Below are 25585 nucleotides of genomic sequence, written 5' to 3'. Positions count from 1 at the left end.
CACCCTCATTTGAGGAAAATATGAGCGAAAATATCAAACACATTAGCGATGCATCTTTTGAAGCAGACGTCCTGAAATCCGAGTTGCCAGTGCTGGTCGACTTCTGGGCTGAGTGGTGCGGTCCCTGCAAGGCCATCGCCCCGATCCTGGAAGAAGTGGCCAAGGAATACGCCGGCCGCATCGTGATCGCCAAGATGGACGTGGACGCCAACCAGGCAGTGCCTGCCAAGTTCGGCATCCGCGGCATCCCGACCCTGATCCTGTTCAAGGATGGTGTCGCTGCTGCGCAAAAAGTGGGCGCCATGGCCAAGGGCCAGTTGACCGCTTTCGTCGACAGCAACATTTAATGTATGATAGGCAGCGCTGCGCCCGCAGCGCCGCCTGACTGGAACCACCGGGAAGCGGCTTTGCCATCATTCGTGCACAGCCTCCCCAAATAATTAATCGACGCCACGCAGTCCCCTCCCCTACCTTTACATCCCGTCTCGGGACACTCAACACATATGCATTTATCCGAACTAAAGGCCCTACACGTATCCGCCCTGCTTGAGATGGCGATCGGTCTTGACATTGACAACGCAGCCCGCTTGCGCAAACAGGAGCTGATGTTCGCTATCCTGAAAAAACGCGCCAAGTCCGGCGAACAGATTTTTGGCGACGGCGCCCTGGAAGTGCTGCCAGACGGCTTCGGCTTCCTGCGCTCGCCTGACGCCAGCTACATGGCGTCCACCGACGACATTTACATCTCCCCTTCGCAAATCCGCCGCTTCAATCTGCACACCGGCGATTCGATCGAGGGCGAGGTACGGACCCCGAAAGATGGCGAACGCTATTTCGCATTGGTCAAAGTCGACAAGGTCAACGGCGAATCGCCAGAGATGTCGAAACACCGCATCCTGTTTGAAAACCTGACGCCGCTGCACCCGAACGAGCCGCTGCGCCTGGAACGTGAAATGAATGGCCAGGAAAACATCACCGGCCGTATCATCGACCTGATCGCCCCGATCGGCAAAGGCCAGCGCGGCTTGCTGGTGGCATCGCCGAAATCCGGTAAATCCGTGATCCTGCAGCACATCGCGCATGCGATCACGGCCAATCACCCGGACATCACGCTGATCGTGCTGCTGATCGACGAACGTCCGGAAGAAGTTACCGAAATGCAACGCTCCGTGCGCGGCGAAGTCGTCGCCTCGACCTTCGACGAGCCGGCCACGCGCCACGTGCAAGTGGCCGAGATGGTGCTGGAAAAAGCCAAGCGCCTGGTCGAAATGAAAAAAGACGTGGTCATCCTGCTCGACTCGATCACCCGTCTGGCCCGTGCCTACAACACCGTCATCCCTGCCTCGGGCAAGGTCCTGACCGGTGGTGTCGACGCCAACGCGCTGCAACGTCCAAAACGCTTCTTCGGCGCCGCGCGCAATATCGAAGAAGGCGGCTCGCTGACCATCATCGCCACGGCGCTGATCGAAACGGGTTCGCGCATGGATGACGTGATCTTTGAAGAATTCAAGGGTACCGGCAACATGGAAGTGCATCTGGAACGCCGTCTGGCTGAAAAACGCGTCTATCCGGCAATTAACCTGAACAAATCGGGTACCCGCCGCGAAGAACTGCTGATCAAGCCGAACGAACTGCAAAAAATCTGGATCCTGCGCAAGTTGCTGTACTCGATGGACGAGATCGAGGCGATGGAGTTCATTTTGGACAAGATGAAGGCGACCAAAAACAACGCCGAATTCTTCGACATGATGCGCCGCGGCGGATAAACCTACTGCGCGGCCACATTTGCGATTTCCGTTGCTCACCGTACTTTTTGTACGGTTGCGCTACTCAATCGCAACTGTGGCCTGCTCGCTACGGTTTCTCCCTCCCCGGTGCCAATCGTGGCAGTATCGTAGGTCGGATTACGCGCTTGCGCGCTAATCCGACCTACGTTGCGCCACGCCGACCATTCGCGATCATGCAAAGCCGCTCAATGAGCGGCTTTTTTATTGCCTGCGGCCCGAAAGCGCTATATAATCGACGGTTGCATTATTTTAAACCCTGGCAAGTGATCGGCAATCGGGTCAAGAAGCAAGACGACCGACGAAGTGCTGTTTGGCTACCTACTTAGAGAGAATCCCATGAAAGTCGATACCCATCCAGAATACCGCGAAGTTGTTTTCCACGATCTGTCGTGCGATTTCAAATTCGTTACCCGCTCGACCATCCAAACCCGCGAAAAAATCACCCACGACGGTAAAGAATACCCACTGGTGAAGATCGAGGTTTCGGCTGAATCGCACCCATTCTTCACGGGCAAGCACAAAATCGTCGATACCGCTGGTCGCGTCGAGAAGTTCCGTCAGAAGTTCGGTACCGTTGGTTCGAAAACCGCAGTCGCAGCAGGCTGATTTTTGCCGCTTGGCGGCAAAAAAGGGCAGCTTCGGCTCCCAGAGAAAAGGCAGCCACGGCTGCCTTTTTTGTCTTTGGCCGCTTTACTTTATACTCGCGCATACCCGACGCCATTCGTCGCGTCTTGCCACTATTCTGATACCGATTATCGATGAAGCCAGTCCGCCTTCCTGCCGCTGCCACACTCGCGCTGCCACGATGGGCCTTGTTTGCGCTTGGCCTGCTGTACATCCTGCCTGGCCTGATCGGCCGCGAACCGTGGAAGAACGATGATGCCGCCAGTTTCGGCATCATGTGGACCATGGCGCATGGCGGCCTGAACGACTGGCTGTGGCCCAACGTGGCCGGCCTGTCCTGGCCCGAGGAAGGCCCGCTGGCCTTCTGGCTGGGCGCCATTTTCATCAAGCTGTTCGGCTGGATCGACGGCGACGTCTTCGGCGCACGCATGTCGACCATCGGCATCTTCGTCGTCAGCACCCTGTCCGTCTGGTACACCGCCTTCAACCTGGGCCGCCGCAATGACGCCCAGCCCCTGCGCCTGGCCTTCGGCGGCCAGCCCGAGCCGGACGATTTCGGCCGCACCCTGGCCGATGCCGCCGTGCTGATCTACCTGGGCTGCCTGGGCTTGCTGCAGCACAGCCACGACATCACGGCCGAAGCGCTGCATGTGGCGCTGATGGCCTATTTGCTATACCGCGCCGTGCGTTATGTGGAAGGCCCATCCATGCGCAATGCCGCCCTGCTGGGCCTGGCGCTGGGCGGCCTGACCCTCACGCGCGGCTGGATCACGCCGGCGGCACTATGCATCGCCCTGCTGCTGTGCACCGTCTTCCTGCGCCTGCCGCTGCTGCGCAGCGTGCGCCACCTGGCGCTGGCCGTGCTCGTGGCCATCGCACTGGCCCTGGTCTGGCTGTTGCCGGGCGAACTGCTGCAACCATACGGCCATTCGCCGCTGCAGGCATGGATAGAGTGGAATGGCCGCCAGTTCAGCGCCCCGAGCCTGAAAAGCCTGCAATATTTCTTGCGTGTCGGTATCTGGTTCTTCTGGCCCGCGTGGCCGTTCGCCGCCTGGGCCGTGTACGCCTGGCGCCGCCAGCGCCACGTGCTGCACATCGTCGTGCCGCTGACCTTTGTCGCCATGCTGGCCATCCTGGGCCTGTGCCACCCCGATCCCGAACCGAGCCAGCTGTTGCCCCTGCTGCCGCCGCTGGCCGTGATGGCCGCGTTTGGCCTGCTGACCATGAAACGGGGCGCCATCAACGCCATCGACTGGTTCTCCGTGATGGTGCTGACCATCTGCGCCCTGGTACTGTGGCTGTTCTGGTTCGCCATCCTGACGGGCTGGCCGCCGCAACAGGCCCACAATGCACTGAAACTCGTGCCAGGATTCAAGCCCGAGCTGGAACTGGTGGCCTTCTTCGTGGCCGCCGGCGTCACGGCCGGCTGGATCGCCCTGGTGCACTGGCGCATCTCGCGCCAGCCTGCCGTGCTGTGGCGTGCCGTGGTGCTGTCGTCCGGCGGCCTGATCCTGATCTGGGTCCTGATCATGACCTTGTTCCTGCCGCCGCTGAACTACAGCAAGAGCTACGCCAGCGTGGCGCACCAGATTTCCATCCACCTGCCGCCAGGCAGCAAGTGCATCAACAGCAACGTTGGCGCCGCCCAGCGCGCCTCGTTCGCCTACTACGGCCACCTGCCGTTTGCCAGCGTGGAACAGCAGCAATGCGATGTGTTCTTGTTACAAGACAGCATCAAGGTTCCTGACAGCAAGGAACAGCTGCCCGAGCATCACGGCGCGGACTGGATCAAGCTATGGGAGGGCCGCCGCCCCACCGACAATGTGGAGCGTTTCCGCCTGTACCAGCGCATCAGGTAACACACGAAAAAACCGGGCATGTCCCGGTTTTTTCTTGCCCGCCAGGCCAGCTTCGAGCATAGATAAAATATTGCTTTAAAGTATAGTCAATTAGCTAAAATGAACGACAATTGCTTTTTATATTATAATGTCGGCCAGCGCGATGGCGGTGTACTTGCTTTCCCGCCCTTCCGTCCCTATTACTCGAGAATATTTATGACATTTTTTGCCTCACGCACCTTGCCGCTCATCAGCGCCGCCCTGTTCGCTTTCTCCTTCAGCGCCTCGGCCCAGGCGACCGTGATTGACCTCGGCGTCGCCAACGGCTACTCGGCCTTCATCTTCGGCAACATCGGCAGCAGCAATGCCAGCGGCTTTACCAGCGTCGGTGGCAGCCTGGCCGCTGGCGGCAATATCTACCTGGATCACTACAGTGTCGGCACGAACAAGAAGCCCGGCAGCGCCGCCAACACGCTGGTTGCCGGTGACAGCCTGAATATCGGCGAAGGCGGCATCAAGGGTACGGCCGTGTACGGCGTCAGCAATGCCAACGGCAGCGTGACGGCACGATCTGACTACCCAGCGGGCACCTTCAGCAAGGGCAATGCCTCCACCCTGGACTTTGCGGCCGCCCAGCAACAACTGACGACCTTGTCGGGCGACGTGGCCAAGCTGCAATCGAACGGCACCGTGATCTCCCAATACGGCGGCTTCAAGCTGGTGGGCGACGTCAATGCCGACGTGAATGTCTTCACGATCAATGCGGACAACCTGCATAACCTGATCCTGGACGTATCGTCGCTGAAAAGCACGGCCAGCATCATCATCAACGGCACGGCCACCAACATCACCATGAGCGGCGGCTTCGACAATTTCGCCAGTTTCGCCAACCGTACGCTGCTCAACTTCGCCAATGCCACCACCACCAGCCTGCAGAACGTCGGCATCAACGGCAGCATCCTGGCGCCGAACAGCGCGTTTTCCGGTTCGGGCAGCATGAATGGCACGCTGGTCGCCAATTCGGTCAGCTCGATCAATTATGGCCACGTCTCGATGAACGGCTCCGGCTTCAACACGGTCAACGTCTCGGCCGTGCCGGAACCAGGCACCTGGGCCATGCTGCTGGCCGGCCTGGGCTTGCTCGCCTTCATGCGCCGCCGCACGCCAGCGCGCGCACCGCAAGCGCAACTGGCCTGAGCTTCACGCTGCAGCCATCAAAAAAACACCGGGCCGCGCGAGCGTCCCGGTGTTTTTTTATGTGCTGGCGAAAGGATTATTCCGCGCTCAGCCCCAGATCCGTGGCCACCTGCTGGCGCAACAAATATTTCTGGATCTTGCCCGTCACCGTCATGGGAAATTCCTCGACGAAGCGCACATAGCGGGGAATCTTGTAATAGGCGATCTGCCCGTCGCAAAAGGCGCGGATATCCTCGCTGGTGGCCTGCGTGCCCGGCCGCAGAATGATGCAGGCGCACAACTCCTCTCCATACTTGGCATCCGGCACGCCCACACATTGCACATCGAGCACGCTCGGGTGGCGGTACAGGAATTCCTCGACTTCGCGCGGATAGATGTTTTCGCCACCACGGATGACCATGTCTTTCGAGCGGCCGACGATGCTGCAAAAGCCGTTGGCATCGATGACGGCCAGGTCGCCCGTGTGCATCCAGCGCGCCGTGTCGATGGCCTCATTTGTTTTTTCCGGGTCGCCCCAGTAGCCCTGCATCACGGAATAGCCGCGCGTGAGCAATTCGCCCTTCTCGCCGCGCGGCACGATCCGCCCTTCCGCATCGACGATTTTCACTTCCAAGTGCGGGTGGACACGGCCAATCGAGGACACGCGCATTTCGCGCGGGTCTTCGATCGCCGTCTGGAAGCTGACGGGCGACGTTTCCGTCATGCCATACGCAATCGTGATTTCCGCCATGTGCATCAATTCGATGACCCTCGCCATGACTTCCATCGGGCAGGGCGAGCCGGCCATGATGCCGGTGCGCAAATTCGACAGATCATATTGTTTGAAATCTGGATGGTCGAGGATGGCGATGAACATGGTGGGCACGCCATGCAGCCCCGTGCAACGCTCGGCCTGCACCGTTTCCAGCACGGCCTTCGGGTCGAAACCTTCGCCCGGAAACACCATGGCCGCGCCATGCGTGACGCAAGCCAGGTTGCCCAGCACCATGCCGAAACAGTGATACAGGGGCACGGGAATGCACAAGCGGTCGCGTTCCGTCAGGCGCATGGCTTCGCCAATGAAAAAGCCGTTGTTCAGGATATTGTGGTGCGTCAAGGTGGCGCCCTTCGGCGCGCCCGTGGTGCCGGACGTGAACTGAATGTTGACGGCGTCGTCAAACTGCAAGGTGGCGCTGACGTCTTCCAGGTGCGCCAGGTCGGCCTCCGTGATGCCCTCCATCACCGCGTCGAAGTTGTGCATGCCTGGCGTGGCGGCCGCGCCCAGGCGGATGACGTGGCGCAATTGCGGCAGGCGCGGCGACTGCAGGGCGCCCGCGCGCGAACGGGCGATCTCCGGCACCACGTCTTGCACGATGGCCAGGTAATCGCTGGACTTGAAGCTGGGCGACAGGATCAGCGCGCTGCATTGCACCTTGTCGAGCACGTATTCGAGTTCCGAACGCCGGTAGGCGGGGTTGATGTTGACCATGATCAAACCGGCTTTCGCCGTGGCGAACTGGGTCAGCACCCATTCGGCACAGTTTTGCGACCAGATGCCGACCCGGTCGCCCGGCTGCAAGCCCAGCTTCAGCAAGCCGGCGGCCAGGCGGTGCACGCGCCGCTGGAATTCGGCATACGTCCAGCGCACGTTCTGGTGCGCCACGATCAGGGCATCGTGCTGGCCGTAGCGGGCGGCGACGCCGTCCAGGTAAGCGCCTATGGTTTCGCCGATCAACGGCGTCTCGTGGGCGCCATGTACATAACTCATTGCTTGCATGCTGTCTCCAGGGTGTGTGGCGCGACGCGCTCTTGTTATCGTCTTCGATGCTGAAAATTATAGCCGCAACCGCCCCCGCCCTGCACCGGCTTGCTGTAATGTGCAGGCCAGCACACCAGACATTCACGGCACCATGACAGGCAACGCGCAGCACCCGCCCGAACAGGGCTTTATTTTGACCCGCCACTGGCGCGACACGTCCGCCGGCACGGAAGTCGATTTCTGGCTGGCAACAGACACCGGACCACGCCACGTGCGCCTGCCCGTGCAGACGGCCGTCGCCTTCCTTCCCATGGAGCAGCGTGAGCAGGCGGAACTGCTGCTGCGCGGCGAGCGCCATGCCGAATTGCGGCCCCTGTCGCTGTGCGATTTTCACCAGCGCCCCGTGCTGGGCTTATATTGCAAGCAATACCGGCATTTGCTGAAGCTGGAAAAGCAGTTGCGCGCCCACGGCGTCGACGTCTACGAAGCCGACATCCGCCCGCCCGAGCGCTACCTGATGGAGCGTTTCATTACGGCACCGGTGACGTTCAGCGGGGAAACAGGACAGGAAGTACAGCTGAAACCGGCGCCAGGCTACCGGCCCAGCTTGAAACTGGCATCGCTCGATATCGAGACGACGGCCCATGGCGAGCTGTATTCGCTGGCCCTGGAAGGTTGCGGCCAGCGCCAGGTCTACATGCTGGGGCCGCCAAACGGCGGCGACGAGACACTCGATTTCGACCTCGCATACTGCGACAGCCGCGCACAAATCCTCGAACGCCTGAACAGCTGGATGGCGCGCCACGATCCGGACGCCATCATCGGCTGGAACCTGGTGCAGTTCGACTTGCGCGTGCTCAAGGAACATGCCGAGCGCTATCAAGTTCCCTTGCGGCTGGGACGCGGCGGCGCCGTGATGGAGTGGCGCGAACATGGCGGCAAGCAGGAACACTATTTTGCCGCCGCGGCGGGACGGCTGATCATCGACGGCATCGAAGCATTAAAATCGGCGACGTGGAATTTTTCCTCGTTCAGCCTGGAAAACGTGGCGCAAACGCTGTTGGGCGAAGGCAAGTCCATCGACAATCCCTACCAGCGCATGGCCGAGATCGACCGGCGTTTCCGTGAGGATAAACCGGCACTGGCGCGCTACAACCTCAAGGATTGCGAACTGGTCACGCGCATCTTCGCGAAAACCGAGTTGCTGACGTTTTTGCTGGAACGGGCCAGCGTGACGGGCCTGGCGGCCGACCGCAGCGGCGGCTCCGTGGCCGCCTTCGAACATTTGTACTTGCCGCTGATGCACCGCCAGGGTTATGTGGCGCCCAACCTGGGCGATATCTCGGGCGAAAACAGCCCCGGCGGCTTCGTCATGGATTCCCAGTCGGGCCTGTACGACTCCGTGCTGGTGCTCGACTACAAAAGCCTGTACCCGTCCATCATCCGCACCTTCCTGATCGATCCCGTGGGACTGGTGGTCGGCACCAGCGGCGACGAAGCCGATACCGTGCCCGGCTACCGGGGCGCGCAGTTTTCGCGTGTAAAACATTGCCTGCCCACCATCGTGGAACAAGTGTGGCAAGGGCGCGAGACTGCCAAGCGCGAGCGCAACGCCCCGCTGTCGCAAGCGTTAAAAATCATCATGAATGCGTTTTATGGCGTGCTGGGGTCGAGTGGCTGCCGCTTTTTCGATCCGCGCCTGGCCTCGTCGATCACCCTGCGTGGCCACGACATCATGCACCGCACGCGCGAGCTGATCACCGAACAAGGCTACCAGGTCATCTACGGCGACACGGATTCCACCTTCGTCTGGCTGAAAACAGCGCATACGGATGAAGAAGCGGGCAAGATCGGCCGCGCCCTGGTGACGCACGTCAACGCCTGGTGGGAGCGGCACCTGCGCGAAGAATTCGGCCTCGACAACGCGCTGGAGCTGGAATTCGAGACGCATTACCGGCGTTTCCTGATGCCCACCATCCGCGGCTCGGAAGAAGGCAGCAAGAAGCGCTATGCGGGCCTGGTGGGCAAGCCGGACGGTAGCGAACAGATGGTCTACAAGGGCCTGGAAACGGTGCGCAGCGACTGGACGCCGCTGGCGCAGCAATTCCAGCAAGAGTTATACCGGCGCATCTTCCAGCGCGCCGCCTACCAGGATTACGTGCGCGACTACGTGGCGCGCACCGTGCGCGGCGAATGCGATGCTTTATTGGTCTACCGCAAGCGATTGCGCCGCCCCCTCGGCGATTACCAGCGCAATGTGCCGCCCCATGTGCGCGCGGCGCGCACGGCCGACGCCTACAACCTGGCGCAGGGCCGGCCGCTGCAATACCAGAACGGTGGCTGGATCAGTTATGTCATCACGGTGGCGGGGCCGGAACCACTGGAAACACAGCGCTCGCCCATCGACTACCATCACTACCTGACGCGCCAGCTGCAGCCGGTGGCCGACGCGATCCTGCCCTTCCTGGGCGACGATTTTTCGCGCCTCGTGTCGGGGCAGCAGAATTTGTTTTAGGCCATTTTTACTGACCGGCATGGCCAAGCTGAGGTAATATCGGCGCCTGCCAGGCCAGTCCGCAGGCGCTGTGCGCCGGGGCAGCGTAAAATACGCCATGGCGAAAGAATAAGAGCTGCATGAAGAAGATGCCATTCCAGACGAGAATCGTTCGCAACATGATTTTCCCAGCTGAAATGGCGCATCATTTAACACTATGTTGAACCAGCGGGCAGTCGCACCAGCCATCTGCCCTGCTAATTTTTGAATGAATTGACACCATGACCGAGATCACGTCCTTAAGAGACATCCCGCAAAAAAATATCTTCCGCAAGGGCGACACCTTTGTGCTGTTCGGCGAGCTGTTCGGCCGCGGCTATGTGAATGGCTTGCTGGACGAAGCGCGCAAGGCGGGCATGAATATCGTCGGCATGACGGTCGGCCGCCGCGATGAAAACATGGCGCTGCGCCCGCTGAACGCGGAAGAGCTGGCCGAAGCGGAAGCCAACCTGGGCGGCCGCATCATCAATGTGCCGCTGATGGCCGGTTTCGACCTCGATGCGCCAGCCGGCGAACCGACGCCGACGGCCCTGCTGGCCGACATGACCCTGAAAAGCTGGCAAGAAGACAAGCTGGACTGGGCGCAGATCGAACGCTGCCGCGAAGCCGGCATCGCCCGCTTCAGCGCTTCCGTGGCGAAAGCCATGGCGGAACTGGACAGCCTGATTCCTGACGGCAGCAATGTGTATTTCGCCCACACCATGGCGGGCGGCATTCCGAAAGTCAAAGTCTTCCTGGCGATTGCCAACCGCATCTACAAAGGCCGCGGCGAGCGCTTCATGTCCTCGCGCGCCCTGCTCGACAGCGACCTGGGTAAATTGATCCTGATGAACTTCGACGAAGTCACGGCCAACACCCTGCAACACCTGATCGACGGCAGCGCCGCCATCCGCGCGCGCATCGAGCAAACAGGCGGCCAGGTGCGCTACAGCGCCTACGGCTACCACGGTACCGAGATCTTGATCGACGGCAAATACCAGTGGCAAACGTATAGCAACTACACGCAAGGCCTGGCCAAGATGCGCCTGGAAAACGTGGCCAAGGCCGCGTGGGAAAAAGGCATCAAAGCGACCGTCTTCAACTGCCCGGAAATCCGCACGAATTCGTCCGACATTTTTGTCGGCGTGGAACTGTCCTTGTTCCCCCTGCTCGTCGCACTGAAAAAAGAAGGCGGCGCAGCCTGGGCCGAAGAGCAATGGAAAATCTGCCAGGGCTTGCTGGAAGACGGCGTCTCGCTGCAAGACTTGCTCGACCGTATCGCCACCTACAACGGCGACGCCACCAGCGTGCAGTTCCGCAACTTCGCCGCCTGGCCGATGGACAACACGCCAGAACTGGCCGACGTCATGATCGGCACCTCGGACGACATCACCAAGCTGCACAAGGACCGCAAGGAACTGATCACCGACCACCTGAGCTCGCTGGTACTGGAAGGCACGGGCCCGCTGATGTTCCACGCCATGTCGGAGCCGCAGGCCCCCGTCATCTGGCTCAACCACGACATCATCGCGCGCCAGCTGAACTCGGTTCACAACTGAGCTTGATGTAGCGTAAGGCAAGCTGCACCACACCGACGGCCCGGCTCATCCCCGGGCCGTCGGCGTTTCCGGCACCGCGTTGTTGTCCGCACGCTGGAATCGGCGCCTTCAAGGATGCTCAATGCTGGTGTAAAACACACGTAAAGCATAAAACTTGCCAGATTGTGACAAATCAGTGATAATGCGTCTCGCGTTGCCGGGATGGCGGAATAGGTAGACGCACGGGACTCAAAATCCCGCGCTGGAAACAGCGTGCCGGTTCGATTCCGGCTCCCGGCACCACAGAACACATCAAAGAAGTACCGATAAAGCCATTAAATCCAATGTAATCAAGGATTTAGTGGCTTTTTTCTTGTCTGATCATTCCGAACACCAGCGATTATTCCCGATAGCGCTGCAGCGAGGCCGCCATGAACCGCCTGCCGCTGCTGCCCTAGCCGCAGCGGGGAAGTACGGCCGCATCACTGAATAGCGGCCGACGATTCCTTGCCATCATCAGTAGCTCATTTCCAGTCCGGCCACCCTGACAACGAAGAAGGTGACGATCCCCAAGGCCAGGAGCGATAGCATGAAGACTGCGACCACCTTGCCGCTGGCGCGCAGCACCGCGCGGTTCTGCTTCGCCTTATCCTGATCCTTCTTCCCTTGATCGTAATGCCACTTGATGGCGAAGAACATGCCCGTGCCGAGCACGAGAGCCTTGAAGGTAACTAAGACTATGGGGGTCCAATCGATCATTTTGCGTATTTCCAGTCTATTACTTGACACTATCTATCGTGAGGAGCACTACCTCAAAACGCTGCTTCAGCAGCTTCTGTTCAAACCATCCCCCAGACATCCTGTTTGACTCTTTCATTATAGCCACCTATGAAATAACAATGGCATCGGGCGCAGTGATGGGCCGAATACGGATGAGAGAGGAGACAACGTCAGCGTCTGCCATGCAAGGATGCTGCAGTACGTTCTGAAGCATACTACTTCAAAACAATTTCCATACATCGAGACAAAATGTCCCAGTTGAAAACCATGCAAGATGATCATTTGGCTATCTGCTTGCCGTGATTGGCCGGGAACGAGGGAGCGGGCACAGCAGCAAGGAAGCTGCCGCATCCGACTAGCCAAACGGCCGCACGCCAAACAGCACGCCATGCAGCCAGAACGCCAGCAGCAGCCACAGCGCGCCCCCGGCGCCGATGGCAATCAAGGTGCCTGGCATGGTGCCGCCCTCGTACGCCACGCCGGCCGCGCGGTCGCGCCGCACGGCGACATACAGATCCACTGACGACCAGGCGAGGAAGCCGCCGAACAGCAGCACGTCGGCCACGCCGCCGTTGGCCAGCAGATGCGCCACGGCCCAGAGTTGCGTGCCCAGCAGCATGGGGTGGTGCACCCAGGTTTTGATGCGGTTGCGCGGCACATTGGCCGCCGCCAGTAAAATCAGCGAGAACAGCATCAGCAGGCCGCTGGCGTGGCGCAAGCCCATGGGTGGCGCCCACAGCACCTGCGGCTGCTGGCGCGCCAGGGCGTAGCCCCAGATGATCAGGCCCAGCCCGGCAAACGCCACAAGCGAATACAGCCCCTTCCAGCGCTTTTCGCCGAGGCGCGCCAGCTGGGCGCTGCGCCAGCCGTCGGCGACGATGCGCACCGAGTGCAAGCCCAGGAACAGCAGCAAACCGAGTATCAGCACCGTCATCGTCTTCCCTCCCAGTCAAAAGCAGCTAAGGAGCATAGACGACGCCATGGCCGGCGTCGTCCGCGCAGATCAACGTTCCTCGCGATAGTAGTCGCAGCCCTCGAACGTGGTGCGCAGCGCCTGCTGCAGCTGGGCGTAGCGCTCGGGCGTCAGGTTGAAACGCACGTCGATCTGGCCGTCGTCATCCATCTGCATGGCCGCCTCGGCATCCATCTGCACGGACAGGCGGTTCGGATGCAAGATCACGGCGTGCATGTGGCCATACCAGGCAAATTCCTGGCCGCAGTATTCAATATAGGGTTCGTCCATGCCCATGGCGACGTCCTGCTCGTCATACTCGTCTGCACGCTGCAGCATCAGGTAGACGGGCTCGCCTTTGCCGGCCGGTGCGGCCAGGGTGGTGATCAGGGCGTCGTCTTCATGAATGACGGACAACTCGGTGGCGGTAAATCCTGCGGACATGGCGTGCTTTCAACAAATAAATGAATGACGCCACCATAGCGCAAAAGCGGTGCAAACAACATGGTGCGCGGCGAATAAAGCGTGCCGCCTATAATGGTCATCCCACCCATATTGCACAGGAGAGCGCCTTGACCGCAGCATCGCCCTACACCATCCGCCGGGCCATCCCCGCCATCGCCACCTACCAGCTGCTGCGCGTGGCCGCCGGCATGAGCGCAAAAAGCACGGCGGCGGCGGCCAAGGGTTTACCGAACTCCCTGTTTGCCGTGCAAGTGCTGCTGGGCGACGAAGTGGTGGGCATGGGCCGCATCATCGGCGATGGCGGCTGCTTCTTCCAGGTGACCGATATCGCCGTGCTGCCCGCGCACCAGGGCAAGGGCCTGGGCAAGCGCATCATGGGCGAGATCATGCAATTCATCGAGACGGACGTCCCGCAAAGCGCGTATGTCAGCCTGATCGCCGATGGCCAGGCGCAAGAGCTGTATGCGCAATTCGGTTTCAAGCATACGGCGCCCGTCTCCGTCGGCATGGCGCTGGTACGCTAGTGCCGGCCTGGCTGGCTGCCAGCATGGCGCTGGCGCTGCTGTTGAGCGCCGCCGCCTGGCGCGCCGAGCGCCTGCTGCAGCGCCGCAGGCGCACGACGCGCTGGCTGTGGCTGGCGGCCATCGCCGCGTCCGCCATCTTGCCCCTGGCATGGCTACCCGGCGTGCTGGCAGCCATGCCTGCGACACAATCGCAGCTGAAACTGGGCTGGTTTGTCTTATCCAGCGGCATGCTGATGCTATTGGTACTGCGCAGCGTCTGGCTGCTGTCGCACCAGCGCCGCTGGCAGAAAACATCGTTACTGGGCACGCCCGTGTACTTGAGTGGCGGCATAGGCCCTTGCGTGGCGGGGCTGCTGCGGCCGCGCATCGTAATGCCCGTCTGGCTGCAACTGATTCCACCCCGGCAGCAGGCGCTGCTGCTGGCGCACGCGCAATGCCGGCTGGCCGCGCGCGACCCGCAATTGCTGGCCCTGGCCTACGCCTTGATCGTGCTCATGCCCTGGAACCTGCCCCTGTGGTGGCAGCTGCACCGGCTGCGCTTTGCCATCGAAGTCGATTGCGACACGCGCATGCTGGCGCACGGCCACGCGTTGCGCGACTATGCCACGGTGCTGCGTCGGCACGGCCAGTATTACTCGGGCTTGACGGGCGCCGCCCCCATCGTGCTGGGCGATCCGCGCGCACTGCGCCGGCGCCGCCATCTGATGGCCAGATTTACCGGGAAGCCGGCGGCGAACTTGCTATAGTAGCGGCAACGCCGCGCGGCGCGCCCGCGTTCCCGGCTCCCCCCTTAGAAATCAGAGAGATACCATGCTTTACCTGCTTGCCATCGTGATCGTCATCGCCCTGCTGTACTACGTCTTCAGCGGCCGCACGCCCGTCAAACCGCTGCACAAGCCGCTCGTTTCGGTACGCCAGTACGTGCCGGCAATTCCCGCAGGCGCCCCCGCGCACCACTGGAACGACGAGGGGCGCTTTGCGGCGGAAGTGGAAAACGAAGCGATGTACCAGAGCGCCATCGCCACACTGGCCGGCGAACACGGTCCCGGCAACGCGGAAGAAAAATGCCTGGCCCTGCTCGTCTGCGACGACGCCAATCCGTTCCAGGACAAGGCCATCGCCGTCTTCATCGATGGCCAACTGGTCGGCTACCTGTCGCACAACGACGCCCTGCGCCTGCGCCGCAACCTGGGCCGCATGGACCTGGTCGGCCAGCTGACCTCGTGCGACGCCGTCATCCGTGGCGGCGGCCTGTGGAACGGCAAGCGCCTGTCGTATGCCGTCTGGCTGGACTTGCAGCCCTACAATTAAGTGAACTCCCGCCACGGCCAGCGTTGTTGCGTCACACAAAGAAGTGCCGGACAGATGGCGCCGGCGCCGATGCAGACCACTGGAAGGGCAAGGAGTTCGATGCCATTATCGCCAGCAGGGGGATCGGCATTTTGATGCACATCAAACAGCTCGCAATTTCCTGGCCGTGACCTTGCGGAAGGCCATGGCCCGTGTTTTTTTGACCCACATCAAGTCCAGCATAAGAAAACCGCCGTCCGGCACGGCAATGCTGGACTTGCCCGTGTTGCCGTTCTAGCCTTGTTGCCATCCTGACTACCGAGTGACACCATGGCTTACAAATCCATCCTCGTCCACGCCGACCTGTCGCGCCATGCGCCGCAGCGCATCGCCATTGCGGCGCGGCTGGCGCACGCGCACCAGGCGCACCTGATCGGCGCGGCGATGACGGGCCTGTCGCGCTTTACCCTGGAAAACAACCGCGGCATGCGCGGCGGCGCCGTCGCGGCGCAGATTTCAGCACTGCACGGCCAGGCGGAACAGGCACTCGACCAGTTCGAAACGCTGGCGCGCCAGGCCGGCGCCGTCTCGCTCGAACGGCGCCTGATCGAAGACGATGAGGATGGCGGCATGGCCGTCAGCGCCCGCTACAGCGACCTGACGGTGCTCAGCCAGCACGACGACAGCGAAGCGCTGCCCGGCGCCATGAGCGACCTGGTGCCGTATGTGATGCTCAACGCGGCCCGCCCCGTGCTGATCGTGCCGCGCAGCGGCCAGTTTGCGGAGGTCAACAACACCGTGGTGGTGGCCTGGGATGGCAGCATGGAAGCGACGCGCGCCATCGGCCACGCCCTGCCGCTCTTGCGCGCGGCGCGCCTGGTGGTGCTGGCCCTGCTGCACCCGCCGGCTGGCCATGCACAGCCGGCCCGCCATCCGGGCGCCGACATCGCCGCCTACCTGAGCCGCCATGGCGTGCCCGTGGAAGTGCGTCCCGCCATCGCCACGGGCGACATCGGCACGGCGCTGCTGGCCATGGCCGCCGAAGTGCATGCGAACCTGCTGGTGATGGGCGGCTACGGCCACGCGCGCTTCCGCGAAATTTTATTGGGAGGCGTCACGGAAACCGTGCTGCGCCAGATGACCTTGCCCGTGTTGATGGCGCACTGACGTCAAAAAGCCGCGCCACCCTGACGGATGGCGCGGCTTTTACCGAAGAACAGCTAGCGCTTAGACTTTACGTTGCGCCACCGCATCCACGACGCACAAGGCCGTCATGTTGACGATGCGGCGCACGGTGGCCGATGGCGTCAAAATGTGCACGGGTTTGGCGCAGCCGAGCAGGATCGGGCCGACGGCGATGCCGTTGCCGGCGGCCGTTTTCACCAGGTTGTAGGCGATGTTGGCCGATTCGATATTCGGCATGACCAGCAGGTTGGCATCGTGCTTCAGTGCCGAGTTTGGCATGATTTTTTCACGCAGCTTGCTGTCGAGGGCCGTATCGCCGTGCATTTCGCCGTCGATTTCCAGGTCCGGCGCACGTTCCTTGATGATGGCCAGCGCGGCGCGCATCTTTTGCGCCGAGGCGCTGTCGCTGGAACCGAAGTTCGAATGCGACAACAGGGCCGCGCGCGGCGACAGGCCGAAGCGGGTCATCTCTTCGGCAGCCATGATGGTGATCTCGGCCAATTGCCCGGCGTCCGGGTTTTCGTTGACGTGCGTATCGACCATCACCAGCTGGCGCTCCGGCATGATCAAGACGTTCATGGCCGCGTAGACATTGCTGCCGGCGCGCTTGCCCAGCACCTGGTCGATGTATTTCAGGTGCAGCTGGGTGGTGCCGAAGGTGCCGCAGATCATGCCGTCGGCGTCGCCCTTGTGGATCATCATCGAACCGATCAGGGTATGGCGGCGGCGCATTTCCAGCTTCGCGTATTCCTCGGTGACACCCTTGCGGCTGGTCATCGCGTAATACGTGTTCCAGTAATCGCGATAGCGCTCGTCGAAGTCAGGGTTGATGACGTCGAAATCGACGCCTTGCTTGAGACGCAGGCCAAACTTCTGGATGCGCGCTTCGAGCACGGGTGGACGACCCACCAGGATAGGACGCGCCAGTTTTTCATCGACCACCACTTGCACGGCGCGCAGCACGCGCTCTTCTTCGCCTTCGGCGTAGACGATGCGTTTGAGTTCGGCCGGCGTCGATTTGGCCATCAGGAACAGCGGCTTCATGAAAGTGCCGCTGCGGTAGACAAATTGCTGCAGGCTGTCCGCGTACGCTTGCAAGTCCTTGATCGGACGCGTGGCGACGCCCGATTCCTCGGCTGCCTTGGCCACCGCTGGCGCGATCTTGATCAGGAGGCGCGGGTCGAACGGCATCGGGATCAGGTATTCAGGACCGAACGACAGGTTGCTGATGCCGTAGGTGGTGGCGACGATGTCGGACTGCTCGGCATGCGCCAGGTCGGCGATCGCGTGCACCACGGCAATTTCCATTTCGCGCGTGATCGTCGTCGCGCCGCAATCGAGGGCGCCGCGGAAGATGTACGGGAAGCACAGCACGTTGTTGACCTGGTTCGGATAGTCCGAACGGCCCGTGGCGATGATGGCGTCGCTGCGCACGGCCTTGACTTCTTCCGGCAGGATTTCCGGATTCGGATTGGCCAGCGCCAGGATCAGCGGGTTCGGCGCCATCTTGCGCACCATGTCTTGCTTCAGCACGCCGCCGGCGGACACGCCGAGGAAAATGTCGGCATCCGGGATGATCTCGGCCAGGGTGCGCAGCGGCGTGTCTTGCGCGAAGCGTTCCTTGTCCGGGTCCATCAGTTCCGTGCGGCCCTTGTAGACCACGCCGGCCAGGTCGGTGACGTAGATATTTTTCAGCGGGAAGCCCAGGTCGACGATCAGGTCCAGGCAGGCCAGCGCCGCGGCGCCCGCGCCCGACACGACCAGCTTGCACTCTTCGATTTTCTTGCCGACGGCTTTCAGGCCGTTCAGGATGGCCGCGCCGACGATGATGGCGGTGCCGTGCTGGTCGTCATGGAAGACAGGAATCTTCATGCGGCTGCGCAACTGGCGCTCGATGTAGAAGCACTCGGGCGCCTTGATGTCTTCCAGGTTCACGCCGCCGAAGGTCGGTTCCAGCGAAGCGATGATGTCGACCAGCTTGTCCGGGTCCATCTCGTTGATTTCGATGTCGAAGACGTCGATGCCGGCGAATTTCTTGAACAGCACGCCCTTGCCTTCCATCACCGGCTTGGCGGCCAGCGGGCCGATATTGCCCAGTCCCAGCACGGCCGTGCCGTTGGTAATGACGGCCACCAGGTTGCCGCGCGCCGTATATTTATAGGCATTCGCCGGATCGATGACGATTTCTTCGCACGGAGCTGCTACGCCTGGCGAGTAGGCCAGCGCCAGGTCGCGCTGGTTGGTCAGTTGTTTGGTGGGCGTCACGCTGATTTTGCCGGGGCGCGGGCACTCGTGATATTCGAGTGCGGCCAAGCGCAATTGTTGACGCAATTCTTCTTTTTTATCAGATGACGAATCCATGCTGTGCAGCCTTCCTGTTTGGTCGATCGGGTGTTCCGGATTTTATCAGACCGATTCTTTCAATTAGCTAGGTATTTTCCGCTAGCCACAGTCTGATATCACGAAAACGCATAACCTAGCATTGTAAGGCCGTCCGGCGGCACAAACGTGCTGAGCAGGAAAAACTATCAAATTTTAGATTTCAATTAGTTTTTATGATAGACGACCAGGGGCACGCCACAGCGGCAAGGCCTCGACGGCGCGCTCAAGATCGTCCATCTCATCCGCGCCCAGGGTGGTGTCGAACGCTGCGGACAGGATGCTGCGCATCAGCGCCAGGCGCGTCGTCGCTTGCTCCTCGTCGATGAAGCGCGTCGTCTCCGCGCAATACTGTGCGCGCCGCAAGGCATCGGCGCCGTCATCGTCGCCGTCGGGATAATAATGGCGGCCGATGTGATGCAGCGACTGCAGCAGGAATTCGATCTCGCGCAGGATGCGCAGCGCATCCTCGCCGGACAGCACGATGCGGCGGTTGGCGGGCAACAGGGAAGGTGGCGCAGCCATATCATCAGCCATGGTGGTACATCTTTCTCGCGGGGAAAAACCGATAGCCTACGCGATTTTTCCTGCCGGCGACGCCAGCCGCGCACCGGGCGCGAAGCGCACGGCGATCAGCAGCAGCAACACCACGCCGCCCGCCATCACCATCCACGCCTGGGCCAGGCTGGACGAATGCTGGCGGATCAGGCCGGCAATGAAGGGCATGCTGCTGGCGATGATGTAGCCGCCGCCCTGCACAAAGCCCAGCAGGGCGCCGGCGCCGGCCGGGTCCGTCACGTGGTCCATGCTGACGATCAGCGACAGGGGGAACAGCGCGCCGATGCCGCAGCCAAGCAGGATCACGGCGGGCAGCGCCAGTTGCGCCGGCGCCACGATCAGGCAAGCCAGGCCGCCCAGCACGGACAACAAGACGGACAGCAGCAGGATGCGGCGGTCGGGAAAGCGGTGGATGATGCTGGAAATGACCAGTCCCGCCAGCACTTCCACCAGGGTCAGGGCACCGAGCAGCAAGCCGCTGTCGGCCGCGCTCCAGCCCAGTTCCGTGTAAAACGGCGGCAGCCAGGCCAGCACCAGCGTGTAGGCGCCCGTGCCGATACCGAAAAACACCATCAACAGCCAGGCGCGGCCACTGCCCACGGGCAGGCTGGCGCCCGCCCCGCTGGCCACGTCCACGCGCGTAGCGGCAGCGCGGCGCCACAGCAGCGCGGCGGCCACGGCGGGCAGCGCCCACAAGGCCAGCAGCGCGTTCCAGCCCCAGCTTTGCGCCAGCGGTGAAGCGGACGCGGCGGCAATGGCCGCGCCACCCATGATGCCGGTCGTATAAAAGCCCATCAACTGGCCCGCCCGCGCGGGGAAATGGCGCTTGATGAAGGCTGGCAGCAAGGCTTGCACCAGTGCGATGCCCAGGCCGCCCAGGGCCGCCGTGGCGATCAGGCCGCCGCTGTCATGCAAGGGCCAGCGCAGCGCGCAGGCGGCAGCGATGATGGCGATGCCGATACCGATGCCACGCGCCACGCCCAAGCGGCGCTGCAGCTGCGCACCCGCCAGCGCGCACACGCCCATGGCGAACACGGGCACGGTGGTCAGCAAGCCCGCGTCGGCATTGCTGATGCCCGTGCTGGCCTGGATGCTGTCGAGCAAGGGGCCGATGGCGGCCAGGATGGGCCGCAAGTTCAAGCCCAGCAGGATGATGGCGGCCACCAGCAGGGCCGAGGAAGCGGAAGAAGAAGGGGAGGCGGCAGGTCGTGCGGATGGCATGGGATAGTCCTTGCCTCGCTGGGAGGCACATGGTTTAATGCGTCATCAATTATGACTCGATGAAAAGTATCTTAACATAAAGATAGAAATCTATCTTGATATCGAGATAAATGGACACCCCATGACAACTACCCCGCAAGAACACACGCGCGCGCAATTTGCCGCAGCACAATGGCAGCGCGAATTACCGCAGATGGATACGCATGCCATGCAACTGGTGGGCCAGCTGGGCACGGTGGCGCAGCTGATGGCGCGCGACTGGCTCAACCCGCTGTTTGCCGAACATGGCTTGCAACCGGGCGAATTCGACGTGCTGGCGACCTTGCGCCGCTCGGGGGCGCCCTACAGCCTGACGCCGACGGCCTTGTACGAAGCGGCCATGCTGTCCTCGGGCGGCATGACCAACCGCATCGACCGGCTGGAAGCGGCCGGCCTGATCGCACGCCAGAAGCACCCGACGGACCGGCGCGGCGTGCTGGTGGCCCTGACGCCGAAGGGATTGGCACTGATTGACCAGCTGGTGCTGCTGCACGTGGAGAACGAACGCGCCATGCTCTCGCCCCTGAGCGCGGACGAGCAGCGCCAGCTCGACCAGTTGCTGGCCAAGCTGCTGCAGGGCATGGCGCAGGCGAAGAAAGTTTAAGGAGCGAGCAGCTGCGCCAGTTCGCGCAGCGCCGCATTGCCGCGCCGGGCCAGGCGCTGCAGTTCGGCAGGGTCGCGGCTGTCGTACAGGGCCTGGACATGGCCCACGCTGGCCGCGTGCAAGTCGATATCGCTGTCGCGGTCCGCAAGCTGGGCGTCGGCCACGTGGCCCTCGACCAGGGTCAGATAGTAATGACGGGGCTTGCCGCGCAAGTTGGCGGCAAACTGCAGCACCAGGCCACTGTCGAACAGCAGGGCGCCGCTGCGGCCACCCTGTTCCAGCAGCACGCGAAACGCCGGCAAGGGCTGCCGCGCCGCGCGCAGGAAACCGGCCAGGTGCACCTGATAACCGAGGTCCAGGCCATTCGCGCCCAGCTGGCCGCGCTGCAGATACGCCTTGAACGACGCCTGCACCTGCCGCTTGCCCCTGCGGAACAGGCGCTCGTCCTCGTACAGGCACAGCTGGCCGCCATCGCTGATGGCGTCGAAGCCCCACGCCACCAGTTCCTGTGCCTCGAAGGAGGCCAGGCCGACGGCTTGCGGGTCGCGCAACCAGCCATGGTCGAGCCAGGATTGCAGCAGGTCGTGAATATCGAGAATGGGCATGGCAGGTTGCTCGGCAGTGGAAAAGACCCGTATTGTAGGCCAGCCTATAATAGCCGGGCCACACCATCACTCAACGCACAGACTACGCCATGGCCCCACACGACGCGCTTTCCGAATTCGACCTGATCAAACACTATTTTGTGCGCCAGCGCCCCGGCCGCGCCACCCTGGGCATCGGCGACGATTGCGCGCTGATTACGCCAGCGGCGGGCAAGCAGATCGCCATCTCGTCGGACATGCTGGTCGAGAACCGGCACTTCTTTGCCGGCGCCGACGCCCGCATGCTCGGTCATAAAAGCCTGGCCGTGAACCTGTCCGACCTGGCCGCCATGGGCGCGCGTCCCGTAGCCTTTACCCTCGCCCTGGCCCTGCCGCAAGCCGAGCGCGCCTGGCTGGCCGGCTTTGCCGAAGGCTTGTTTGCGCTGGCCGACGCGTTTAATTGCGAACTCATCGGCGGCGACACCACCAAGGGGCCGTTGAATATCTGCATCACCGTATTCGGCGAACTGGCACCGGGCCAGGCCCTGCGCCGCAGCGCGGCCGTGGCGGACGACGACATCTGGGTCAGCGGCACGCTGGGCGACGCGCGCCTGGCGCTGGCCGGCTACCGCGTGGAACAGGAACTGGCGCCAGCCGACCTGCTGATGGCTGGCGTGCGCATGCACACGCCCACACCACGCGTGGCGCTCGGTTGCGCGCTGGCCGAAGCGGGCCTCGCGCATGCGGCCATCGACATTTCGGACGGCCTGGTGGGGGACCTCGGGCACATCTTGAAAGCGTCGCAAGTGGGCGCCACCCTGAACGTCGACGCCCTGCCGGCCGGCCCCGTGCTGGCGCGGCAGGAAACCAGCCTGCGCCGCCGCTACACGGCCGCCGGCGGCGACGATTATGAGCTGTGCTTCACGGCGAGCGCTTCCTCGCGCGAAGCCATCGCCGCGCTGGCGACCAGCTGCGGCACGCCTGTCACGCGGGTGGGACGCATCGAGGCCCAATCAGGCTTGCGGCTGGTCGATGCGGCCGGCTTGCCGCTCGATCTGGCGGTGAGTTCGTTCGACCACTTCAGCGATTGACAGATTTATGTTACTGCGCGTCGTTTGCCGCTTCCATTGCAATATATCCAGCAAAAGATGTGATGAAATTCTTCAGGCCTGTCAACTGGGAAAGCTCGACATACGCTCCACTATCAATAGCATCCCTTGGCGTAGCGATAACTGACGCAGCTGTGTAGAGCTGCTCTTGTACCAGACGCTGACACAACACATCATATCGTTTCAGATAGGAGGCGCCTTGAAACTCTGCGAAAACAGGGAAGTGCAGCGACTTGTCCCGCACTGGCGAGCGCGATTTGGGTGCGTCCTCGACAACCATCAGCCACCCGACAAAGGGTTTGGGTTGCAGTCCAAAAGCATTTTCTCGATAGGCTGTCCAGATATCGTGAGCTGTCCCTATTGCCTCCTCAGTCCGATTATTGAAATTATTCCCAAATGAAGGCCCGACCTGGCTCTTTAATTCAATGGCAGCGATAAGGCGTTTTTTATGAATGACCAGGAGATCCCATTTTTTGGTTGGACGAAAGTAACCTGGCAGCGTAACCAGGGAAGAGGCTTGATGGATTTCGGCATGAGAAAGTCCGTTAGCGTTCACCAAATCCAGGATAAGCGACACAAAACCATCAAGATTCTTGCCGCCAGTCACACCCGCGCGCTCACCCTGATCAATGACACCCGCCTCGACCTGTTTCTGCCTGGCCTTCTCCCGATTCCCCCAAAATGCCTTGATTGAATCTATTGCTTTTTGTTCATAATTTGCGAGATCAAGAGCCATAATTTTTCATTCAGTGAGCAAGGGCGGAACGCTCCTGCTCGGTTAACAAATAAAGATCTGCGGTAATTTCGTTACATGCTTCAAAGTTCAATTCAGTGGCAGCCTTGATCAAACGTTCCCTCGTTTGGCCAGGTACATTCTCCCAACGAGGCAAACGTATCCTGCGTAGATATTGCGCTTGAAACCTCAAATATCCACCTCGCATTTTTGTGGAATAAGTAGCTATGAATAAGCGTGCCACATTCGATAAAAGTACTGCTTGCAACGCTTTCAAATCCCATGTATCCGACACAATAAAATACAAATTGTGATGGGGGTAGAGATGGCCTTCTTCAAATGCCACTTGAGCATCTCCCCGGATATCCGGAATAAGGAGTTTGGGGCGATGCGACAAAGATGGAGTAATGCGGTCAATTGTTCTGTACCAACTTCCAGGATTTTTTTTGGCTACATGCCTGCCAAGGATTTTCTCACGATGATTGTCGAGATAACGACGAAGTTTTGGATATTTATCGAGATCAACCAGTCCCCCCTCATCGTTAAACGGATTAATCACACCAAAGCCGCGCCAAACAACATGACCGCTAGCTAAATCCTTGGCCATAGCCAAAGGCAGTTTTCTATCCACTTCGACATCCAGTTCATCAAATTTCCCGATGAAAACCTTGTCTGCCCCAGTAGCAACACCGATTCCAACTTTGCAGCCAACCTCCTCAAGTGCAGGATAAGACTCCTCAAGTCGCCGAATGAGTAACGTTTTATCCGACGAATCAAGTATCCATGGAGCACTACCCGAGACAATTCCAACTATTTCTCTGACTAGGTCACTCACTTCGCCTTGATCGCAGAAAGCAAGTGCCAGACTCCGCAAGAACTTCTCATTCAGTTCCGGCCGCTCTGCAATTCGAGTAGGACCAGGGCGATTTCTCGCAATAACAGTGATAGCCGGGTATGCGCTCACTTCCGAATGAAACGCATCCGCATCCACCATATCTACGTATGCCCGCAATTGAAAACCATTCGATACCATAGCCCTCAGCGGCCCACCGTACTTGTTCTTCATCCAGCGATCAGAGCAGATAAAACTCAACTGTCCCCTATCCTTTAACAGGTAAAGTGAACGTTCGATGAAAGGTATATACAAGTCAGCTCTATCGTAGAGTGTTGTGAAGCGACGGCGGTACTCTTCAAGCAAAGGTCCGGGAATGAGCTCCTGTCGCACGTAAGGGGGATTGCCAACTATGAAGTCAAACTCCGGACGAAGCTCTTCCAAAAGATAGTCGCCCTGCACGAGCCATATACCGGCAATACGGGTCGCTTCATCTTTGTGAAAACTGGAGCTTTCCAGCAAAGCAATAATTTTATTTTTGGTAACAGTATAGCTTTCAGCGTGCAACTCGACCGCCTGGATGCAATGATCAATTGAGCCAATGTCCTCGCCAGCCTGCAAACCACGATGACGCGCTGCCAGCAGCCGCTCGATTGCTGGCAGAAGAAAATCCCCATCACCGAAAGATGGCTCCAGAAGAGACATCGTGTAGAGATCAAGATTAGCTGTGTAGCCGACAAGGTCGAGAATAAAGTCGACCACGACCCGCCGCGTAAAAATGGCACCTCGTTCGTCGATACTCCGAGCATCACTTGTTCCGTGAAACATCGCTGTGCTTGCCCCAAAGCCGGAAAGGGAGAGTTGCTGGTGGGAATTTTTACGTTGATGTACAAGTGTCATATATTGAAGCGAACCGATCAGTGCATGCCAGAAAACAGCAGAAGGCAAACATCGATTCTAACAGCCAAACGGCTCACCCCGGACGCTATCGGAATGCAAGAATGAGGAAAATTACCACTTAGACATCTACAATTAACAAGCCCCTATCCCGGTCTTAATTGTTCGTGATGATGTC

The 25585-nt window shown here is 60.8% G+C and carries 24 protein-coding genes and 1 tRNA gene; 14 read left to right on the top strand and 11 right to left on the bottom strand.

Annotation, left to right across the window (positions count from 1 at the left end; genetic code table 11):
- The first annotated feature begins 20 nt into the window (after positions 1-20).
- From trxA to CLU93_RS14640, 5 genes are all read left to right on the top strand, one after another.
- The gene (gene trxA, locus CLU93_RS14660) at positions 21-347 is read left to right on the top strand and encodes a thioredoxin TrxA (protein WP_086137203.1); all 327 of its coding nucleotides are present in this window, start codon (positions 21-23) and stop codon (positions 345-347) included.
- 156 nt (positions 348-503) lie between these two features.
- Complete coding sequence (gene rho / locus CLU93_RS14655) at positions 504-1766, top strand: transcription termination factor Rho (protein ID WP_034746249.1); 1263 nt, start codon at positions 504-506, stop codon at positions 1764-1766.
- A gap of 357 nt (positions 1767-2123) precedes the next feature.
- On the top strand, positions 2124-2393 hold the full coding sequence (locus CLU93_RS14650) for a type B 50S ribosomal protein L31 (protein WP_010401544.1): 270 nt from the start codon (positions 2124-2126) through the stop codon (positions 2391-2393).
- 152 nt (positions 2394-2545) lie between these two features.
- Positions 2546-4270 (top strand): ArnT family glycosyltransferase, encoded by a 1725-nt coding sequence (locus tag CLU93_RS14645; protein ID WP_099762034.1) that lies wholly within the window; start codon positions 2546-2548, stop codon positions 4268-4270.
- A gap of 195 nt (positions 4271-4465) precedes the next feature.
- A complete protein-coding gene (locus CLU93_RS14640; protein ID WP_099762033.1) occupies positions 4466-5446 on the top strand; it encodes a choice-of-anchor A family protein in 981 nt (326 codons plus the stop codon).
- Positions 5447-5522: 76 nt separating this feature from the next.
- On the opposite strand, the gene CLU93_RS14635 is transcribed toward CLU93_RS14640, so the two are convergent.
- Positions 5523-7202, bottom strand: coding sequence for an AMP-binding protein (locus CLU93_RS14635; protein WP_099762032.1), 1680 nt, complete (start codon positions 7200-7202; stop codon positions 5523-5525).
- 133 nt (positions 7203-7335) lie between these two features.
- Between CLU93_RS14635 and CLU93_RS14630 the strand changes: the two genes are divergently transcribed.
- The gene (locus tag CLU93_RS14630) at positions 7336-9699 is read left to right on the top strand and encodes a DNA polymerase II (protein ID WP_099762031.1); all 2364 of its coding nucleotides are present in this window, start codon (positions 7336-7338) and stop codon (positions 9697-9699) included.
- A 7-nt stretch (positions 9700-9706) separates the two neighbouring features.
- On the opposite strand, the gene CLU93_RS28215 is transcribed toward CLU93_RS14630, so the two are convergent.
- On the bottom strand, positions 9707-9859 hold the full coding sequence (locus tag CLU93_RS28215; protein ID WP_165829550.1) for a hypothetical protein: 153 nt from the start codon (positions 9857-9859) through the stop codon (positions 9707-9709).
- Positions 9860-9959: 100 nt separating this feature from the next.
- Here CLU93_RS28215 and CLU93_RS14625 point away from each other — a divergent pair, with 100 nt between their 5' ends.
- Both CLU93_RS14625 and CLU93_RS14620 read left to right on the top strand, forming a co-directional pair.
- Entirely contained in the window at positions 9960-11276 is a 1317-nt protein-coding gene (locus tag CLU93_RS14625; protein ID WP_099762030.1) for an enoyl ACP reductase FabMG family protein, read from the top strand.
- A gap of 195 nt (positions 11277-11471) precedes the next feature.
- Positions 11472-11558: transfer RNA gene (locus CLU93_RS14620), tRNA-Leu, on the top strand.
- Positions 11559-11771: 213 nt separating this feature from the next.
- Here CLU93_RS14620 and CLU93_RS14615 read toward each other — a convergent pair.
- The 3 genes from CLU93_RS14615 to CLU93_RS14605 all read right to left on the bottom strand — a co-directional run bounded on the left by CLU93_RS14615 (position 11772) and on the right by CLU93_RS14605 (position 13431).
- Positions 11772-12014 carry a hypothetical protein gene (locus CLU93_RS14615; RefSeq protein ID WP_099762029.1) on the bottom strand — a complete coding sequence of 81 codons (243 nt, stop codon included), beginning with the start codon at positions 12012-12014 and terminating at the stop codon, positions 11772-11774.
- Positions 12015-12390: 376 nt separating this feature from the next.
- On the bottom strand, positions 12391-12969 hold the full coding sequence (locus CLU93_RS14610; protein ID WP_099762028.1) for an NnrU family protein: 579 nt from the start codon (positions 12967-12969) through the stop codon (positions 12391-12393).
- A 69-nt stretch (positions 12970-13038) separates the two neighbouring features.
- Positions 13039-13431 carry an Imm10 family immunity protein gene (locus CLU93_RS14605; protein WP_099762027.1) on the bottom strand — a complete coding sequence of 131 codons (393 nt, stop codon included), beginning with the start codon at positions 13429-13431 and terminating at the stop codon, positions 13039-13041.
- 128 nt (positions 13432-13559) lie between these two features.
- Between CLU93_RS14605 and CLU93_RS28445 the strand changes: the two genes are divergently transcribed.
- From CLU93_RS28445 to CLU93_RS14585, 4 genes are all read left to right on the top strand, one after another.
- A complete protein-coding gene (locus CLU93_RS28445) occupies positions 13560-13976 on the top strand; it encodes a GNAT family N-acetyltransferase (RefSeq protein ID WP_257224971.1) in 417 nt (138 codons plus the stop codon).
- The gene (locus CLU93_RS14595) at positions 13976-14722 is read left to right on the top strand and encodes a M56 family metallopeptidase (RefSeq protein WP_099762026.1); all 747 of its coding nucleotides are present in this window, start codon (positions 13976-13978) and stop codon (positions 14720-14722) included. Before CLU93_RS28445 ends, CLU93_RS14595 begins: the two co-directional genes overlap by 1 nt.
- 64 nt (positions 14723-14786) lie before the next feature.
- The gene (locus CLU93_RS14590) at positions 14787-15287 is read left to right on the top strand and encodes a hypothetical protein (RefSeq protein ID WP_099762025.1); all 501 of its coding nucleotides are present in this window, start codon (positions 14787-14789) and stop codon (positions 15285-15287) included.
- A gap of 309 nt (positions 15288-15596) precedes the next feature.
- Positions 15597-16433: a universal stress protein gene (locus CLU93_RS14585; protein WP_099762024.1), complete on the top strand. Its 837-nt coding sequence runs from the start codon at positions 15597-15599 to the stop codon at positions 16431-16433.
- Between the two features lie 60 nt (positions 16434-16493).
- On the opposite strand, the gene CLU93_RS14580 is transcribed toward CLU93_RS14585, so the two are convergent.
- The 3 genes from CLU93_RS14580 to CLU93_RS14570 all read right to left on the bottom strand — a co-directional run bounded on the left by CLU93_RS14580 (position 16494) and on the right by CLU93_RS14570 (position 20609).
- Positions 16494-18812, bottom strand: coding sequence for an NADP-dependent malic enzyme (locus tag CLU93_RS14580; protein ID WP_099762023.1), 2319 nt, complete (start codon positions 18810-18812; stop codon positions 16494-16496).
- Positions 18813-19004: 192 nt separating this feature from the next.
- A complete protein-coding gene (locus tag CLU93_RS14575; protein WP_218968339.1) occupies positions 19005-19367 on the bottom strand; it encodes a hypothetical protein in 363 nt (120 codons plus the stop codon).
- 36 nt (positions 19368-19403) lie between these two features.
- Positions 19404-20609: an MFS transporter gene (locus CLU93_RS14570; protein WP_099762022.1), complete on the bottom strand. Its 1206-nt coding sequence runs from the start codon at positions 20607-20609 to the stop codon at positions 19404-19406.
- A gap of 121 nt (positions 20610-20730) precedes the next feature.
- Here CLU93_RS14570 and CLU93_RS14565 point away from each other — a divergent pair, with 121 nt between their 5' ends.
- Positions 20731-21252, top strand: coding sequence for a MarR family winged helix-turn-helix transcriptional regulator (locus tag CLU93_RS14565; protein WP_099762021.1), 522 nt, complete (start codon positions 20731-20733; stop codon positions 21250-21252).
- Here the strand turns inward: CLU93_RS14565 and CLU93_RS14560 are convergent.
- Complete coding sequence (locus CLU93_RS14560; protein WP_099762020.1) at positions 21249-21857, bottom strand: hypothetical protein; 609 nt, start codon at positions 21855-21857, stop codon at positions 21249-21251. The genes CLU93_RS14565 and CLU93_RS14560 overlap by 4 nt on opposite strands.
- An 89-nt stretch (positions 21858-21946) precedes the next feature.
- Here CLU93_RS14560 and thiL point away from each other — a divergent pair, with 89 nt between their 5' ends.
- Positions 21947-22927 carry a thiamine-phosphate kinase gene (gene thiL, locus CLU93_RS14555; RefSeq protein ID WP_099762019.1) on the top strand — a complete coding sequence of 327 codons (981 nt, stop codon included), beginning with the start codon at positions 21947-21949 and terminating at the stop codon, positions 22925-22927.
- A 10-nt stretch (positions 22928-22937) separates the two neighbouring features.
- Here thiL and CLU93_RS14550 read toward each other — a convergent pair whose 3' ends face one another.
- Together CLU93_RS14550 and CLU93_RS14545 are read right to left on the bottom strand one after the other, a co-directional pair.
- Positions 22938-23681, bottom strand: coding sequence for a PaeR7I family type II restriction endonuclease (locus tag CLU93_RS14550; protein WP_099762018.1), 744 nt, complete (start codon positions 23679-23681; stop codon positions 22938-22940).
- Positions 23682-23691: 10 nt separating this feature from the next.
- Complete coding sequence (locus tag CLU93_RS14545; RefSeq protein ID WP_257224970.1) at positions 23692-25458, bottom strand: Eco57I restriction-modification methylase domain-containing protein; 1767 nt, start codon at positions 25456-25458, stop codon at positions 23692-23694.
- Positions 25459-25585: the final 127 nt, after the last annotated feature.

The organism is Janthinobacterium sp. 35, assembly GCF_002754575.1.
Lineage (GTDB): Bacteria > Pseudomonadota > Gammaproteobacteria > Burkholderiales > Burkholderiaceae_D > Janthinobacterium > Janthinobacterium tructae.
This window is presented reverse-complemented; position numbering and strand designations above follow the sequence as displayed.

What these genes read in the sequence shown, in the direction of transcription:
- rho (WP_034746249.1), top strand. Translation starts at nt 504, where the DNA reads ATGCATTTATCCGAACTAAAGGCCCTACACGTATCCGCCCTGCTTGAG.
- CLU93_RS14575 (WP_218968339.1), bottom strand. Translation starts at nt 19,367, where the DNA reads ATGGCTGATGATATGGCTGCGCCACCTTCCCTGTTGCCCGCCAACCGC.
- CLU93_RS14650 (WP_010401544.1), top strand. Translation starts at nt 2,124, where the DNA reads ATGAAAGTCGATACCCATCCAGAATACCGCGAAGTTGTTTTCCACGAT.
- trxA (WP_086137203.1), top strand. Translation starts at nt 21, where the DNA reads ATGAGCGAAAATATCAAACACATTAGCGATGCATCTTTTGAAGCAGAC.
- CLU93_RS14585 (WP_099762024.1), top strand. Translation starts at nt 15,597, where the DNA reads ATGGCTTACAAATCCATCCTCGTCCACGCCGACCTGTCGCGCCATGCG.
- CLU93_RS28215 (WP_165829550.1), bottom strand. Translation starts at nt 9,859, where the DNA reads ATGTTGCGAACGATTCTCGTCTGGAATGGCATCTTCTTCATGCAGCTC.
- CLU93_RS14625 (WP_099762030.1), top strand. Translation starts at nt 9,960, where the DNA reads ATGACCGAGATCACGTCCTTAAGAGACATCCCGCAAAAAAATATCTTC.
- CLU93_RS14570 (WP_099762022.1), bottom strand. Translation starts at nt 20,609, where the DNA reads ATGCCATCCGCACGACCTGCCGCCTCCCCTTCTTCTTCCGCTTCCTCG.
- CLU93_RS14635 (WP_099762032.1), bottom strand. Translation starts at nt 7,202, where the DNA reads ATGCAAGCAATGAGTTATGTACATGGCGCCCACGAGACGCCGTTGATC.
- thiL (WP_099762019.1), top strand. Translation starts at nt 21,947, where the DNA reads ATGGCCCCACACGACGCGCTTTCCGAATTCGACCTGATCAAACACTAT.
- CLU93_RS14550 (WP_099762018.1), bottom strand. Translation starts at nt 23,681, where the DNA reads ATGGCTCTTGATCTCGCAAATTATGAACAAAAAGCAATAGATTCAATC.
- CLU93_RS14580 (WP_099762023.1), bottom strand. Translation starts at nt 18,812, where the DNA reads ATGGATTCGTCATCTGATAAAAAAGAAGAATTGCGTCAACAATTGCGC.
- CLU93_RS14560 (WP_099762020.1), bottom strand. Translation starts at nt 21,857, where the DNA reads ATGCCCATTCTCGATATTCACGACCTGCTGCAATCCTGGCTCGACCAT.
- CLU93_RS14645 (WP_099762034.1), top strand. Translation starts at nt 2,546, where the DNA reads ATGAAGCCAGTCCGCCTTCCTGCCGCTGCCACACTCGCGCTGCCACGA.
- CLU93_RS14610 (WP_099762028.1), bottom strand. Translation starts at nt 12,969, where the DNA reads ATGACGGTGCTGATACTCGGTTTGCTGCTGTTCCTGGGCTTGCACTCG.
- CLU93_RS14590 (WP_099762025.1), top strand. Translation starts at nt 14,787, where the DNA reads ATGCTTTACCTGCTTGCCATCGTGATCGTCATCGCCCTGCTGTACTAC.
- CLU93_RS14565 (WP_099762021.1), top strand. Translation starts at nt 20,731, where the DNA reads ATGACAACTACCCCGCAAGAACACACGCGCGCGCAATTTGCCGCAGCA.
- CLU93_RS14630 (WP_099762031.1), top strand. Translation starts at nt 7,336, where the DNA reads ATGACAGGCAACGCGCAGCACCCGCCCGAACAGGGCTTTATTTTGACC.
- CLU93_RS14605 (WP_099762027.1), bottom strand. Translation starts at nt 13,431, where the DNA reads ATGTCCGCAGGATTTACCGCCACCGAGTTGTCCGTCATTCATGAAGAC.
- CLU93_RS14640 (WP_099762033.1), top strand. Translation starts at nt 4,466, where the DNA reads ATGACATTTTTTGCCTCACGCACCTTGCCGCTCATCAGCGCCGCCCTG.
- CLU93_RS14615 (WP_099762029.1), bottom strand. Translation starts at nt 12,014, where the DNA reads ATGATCGATTGGACCCCCATAGTCTTAGTTACCTTCAAGGCTCTCGTG.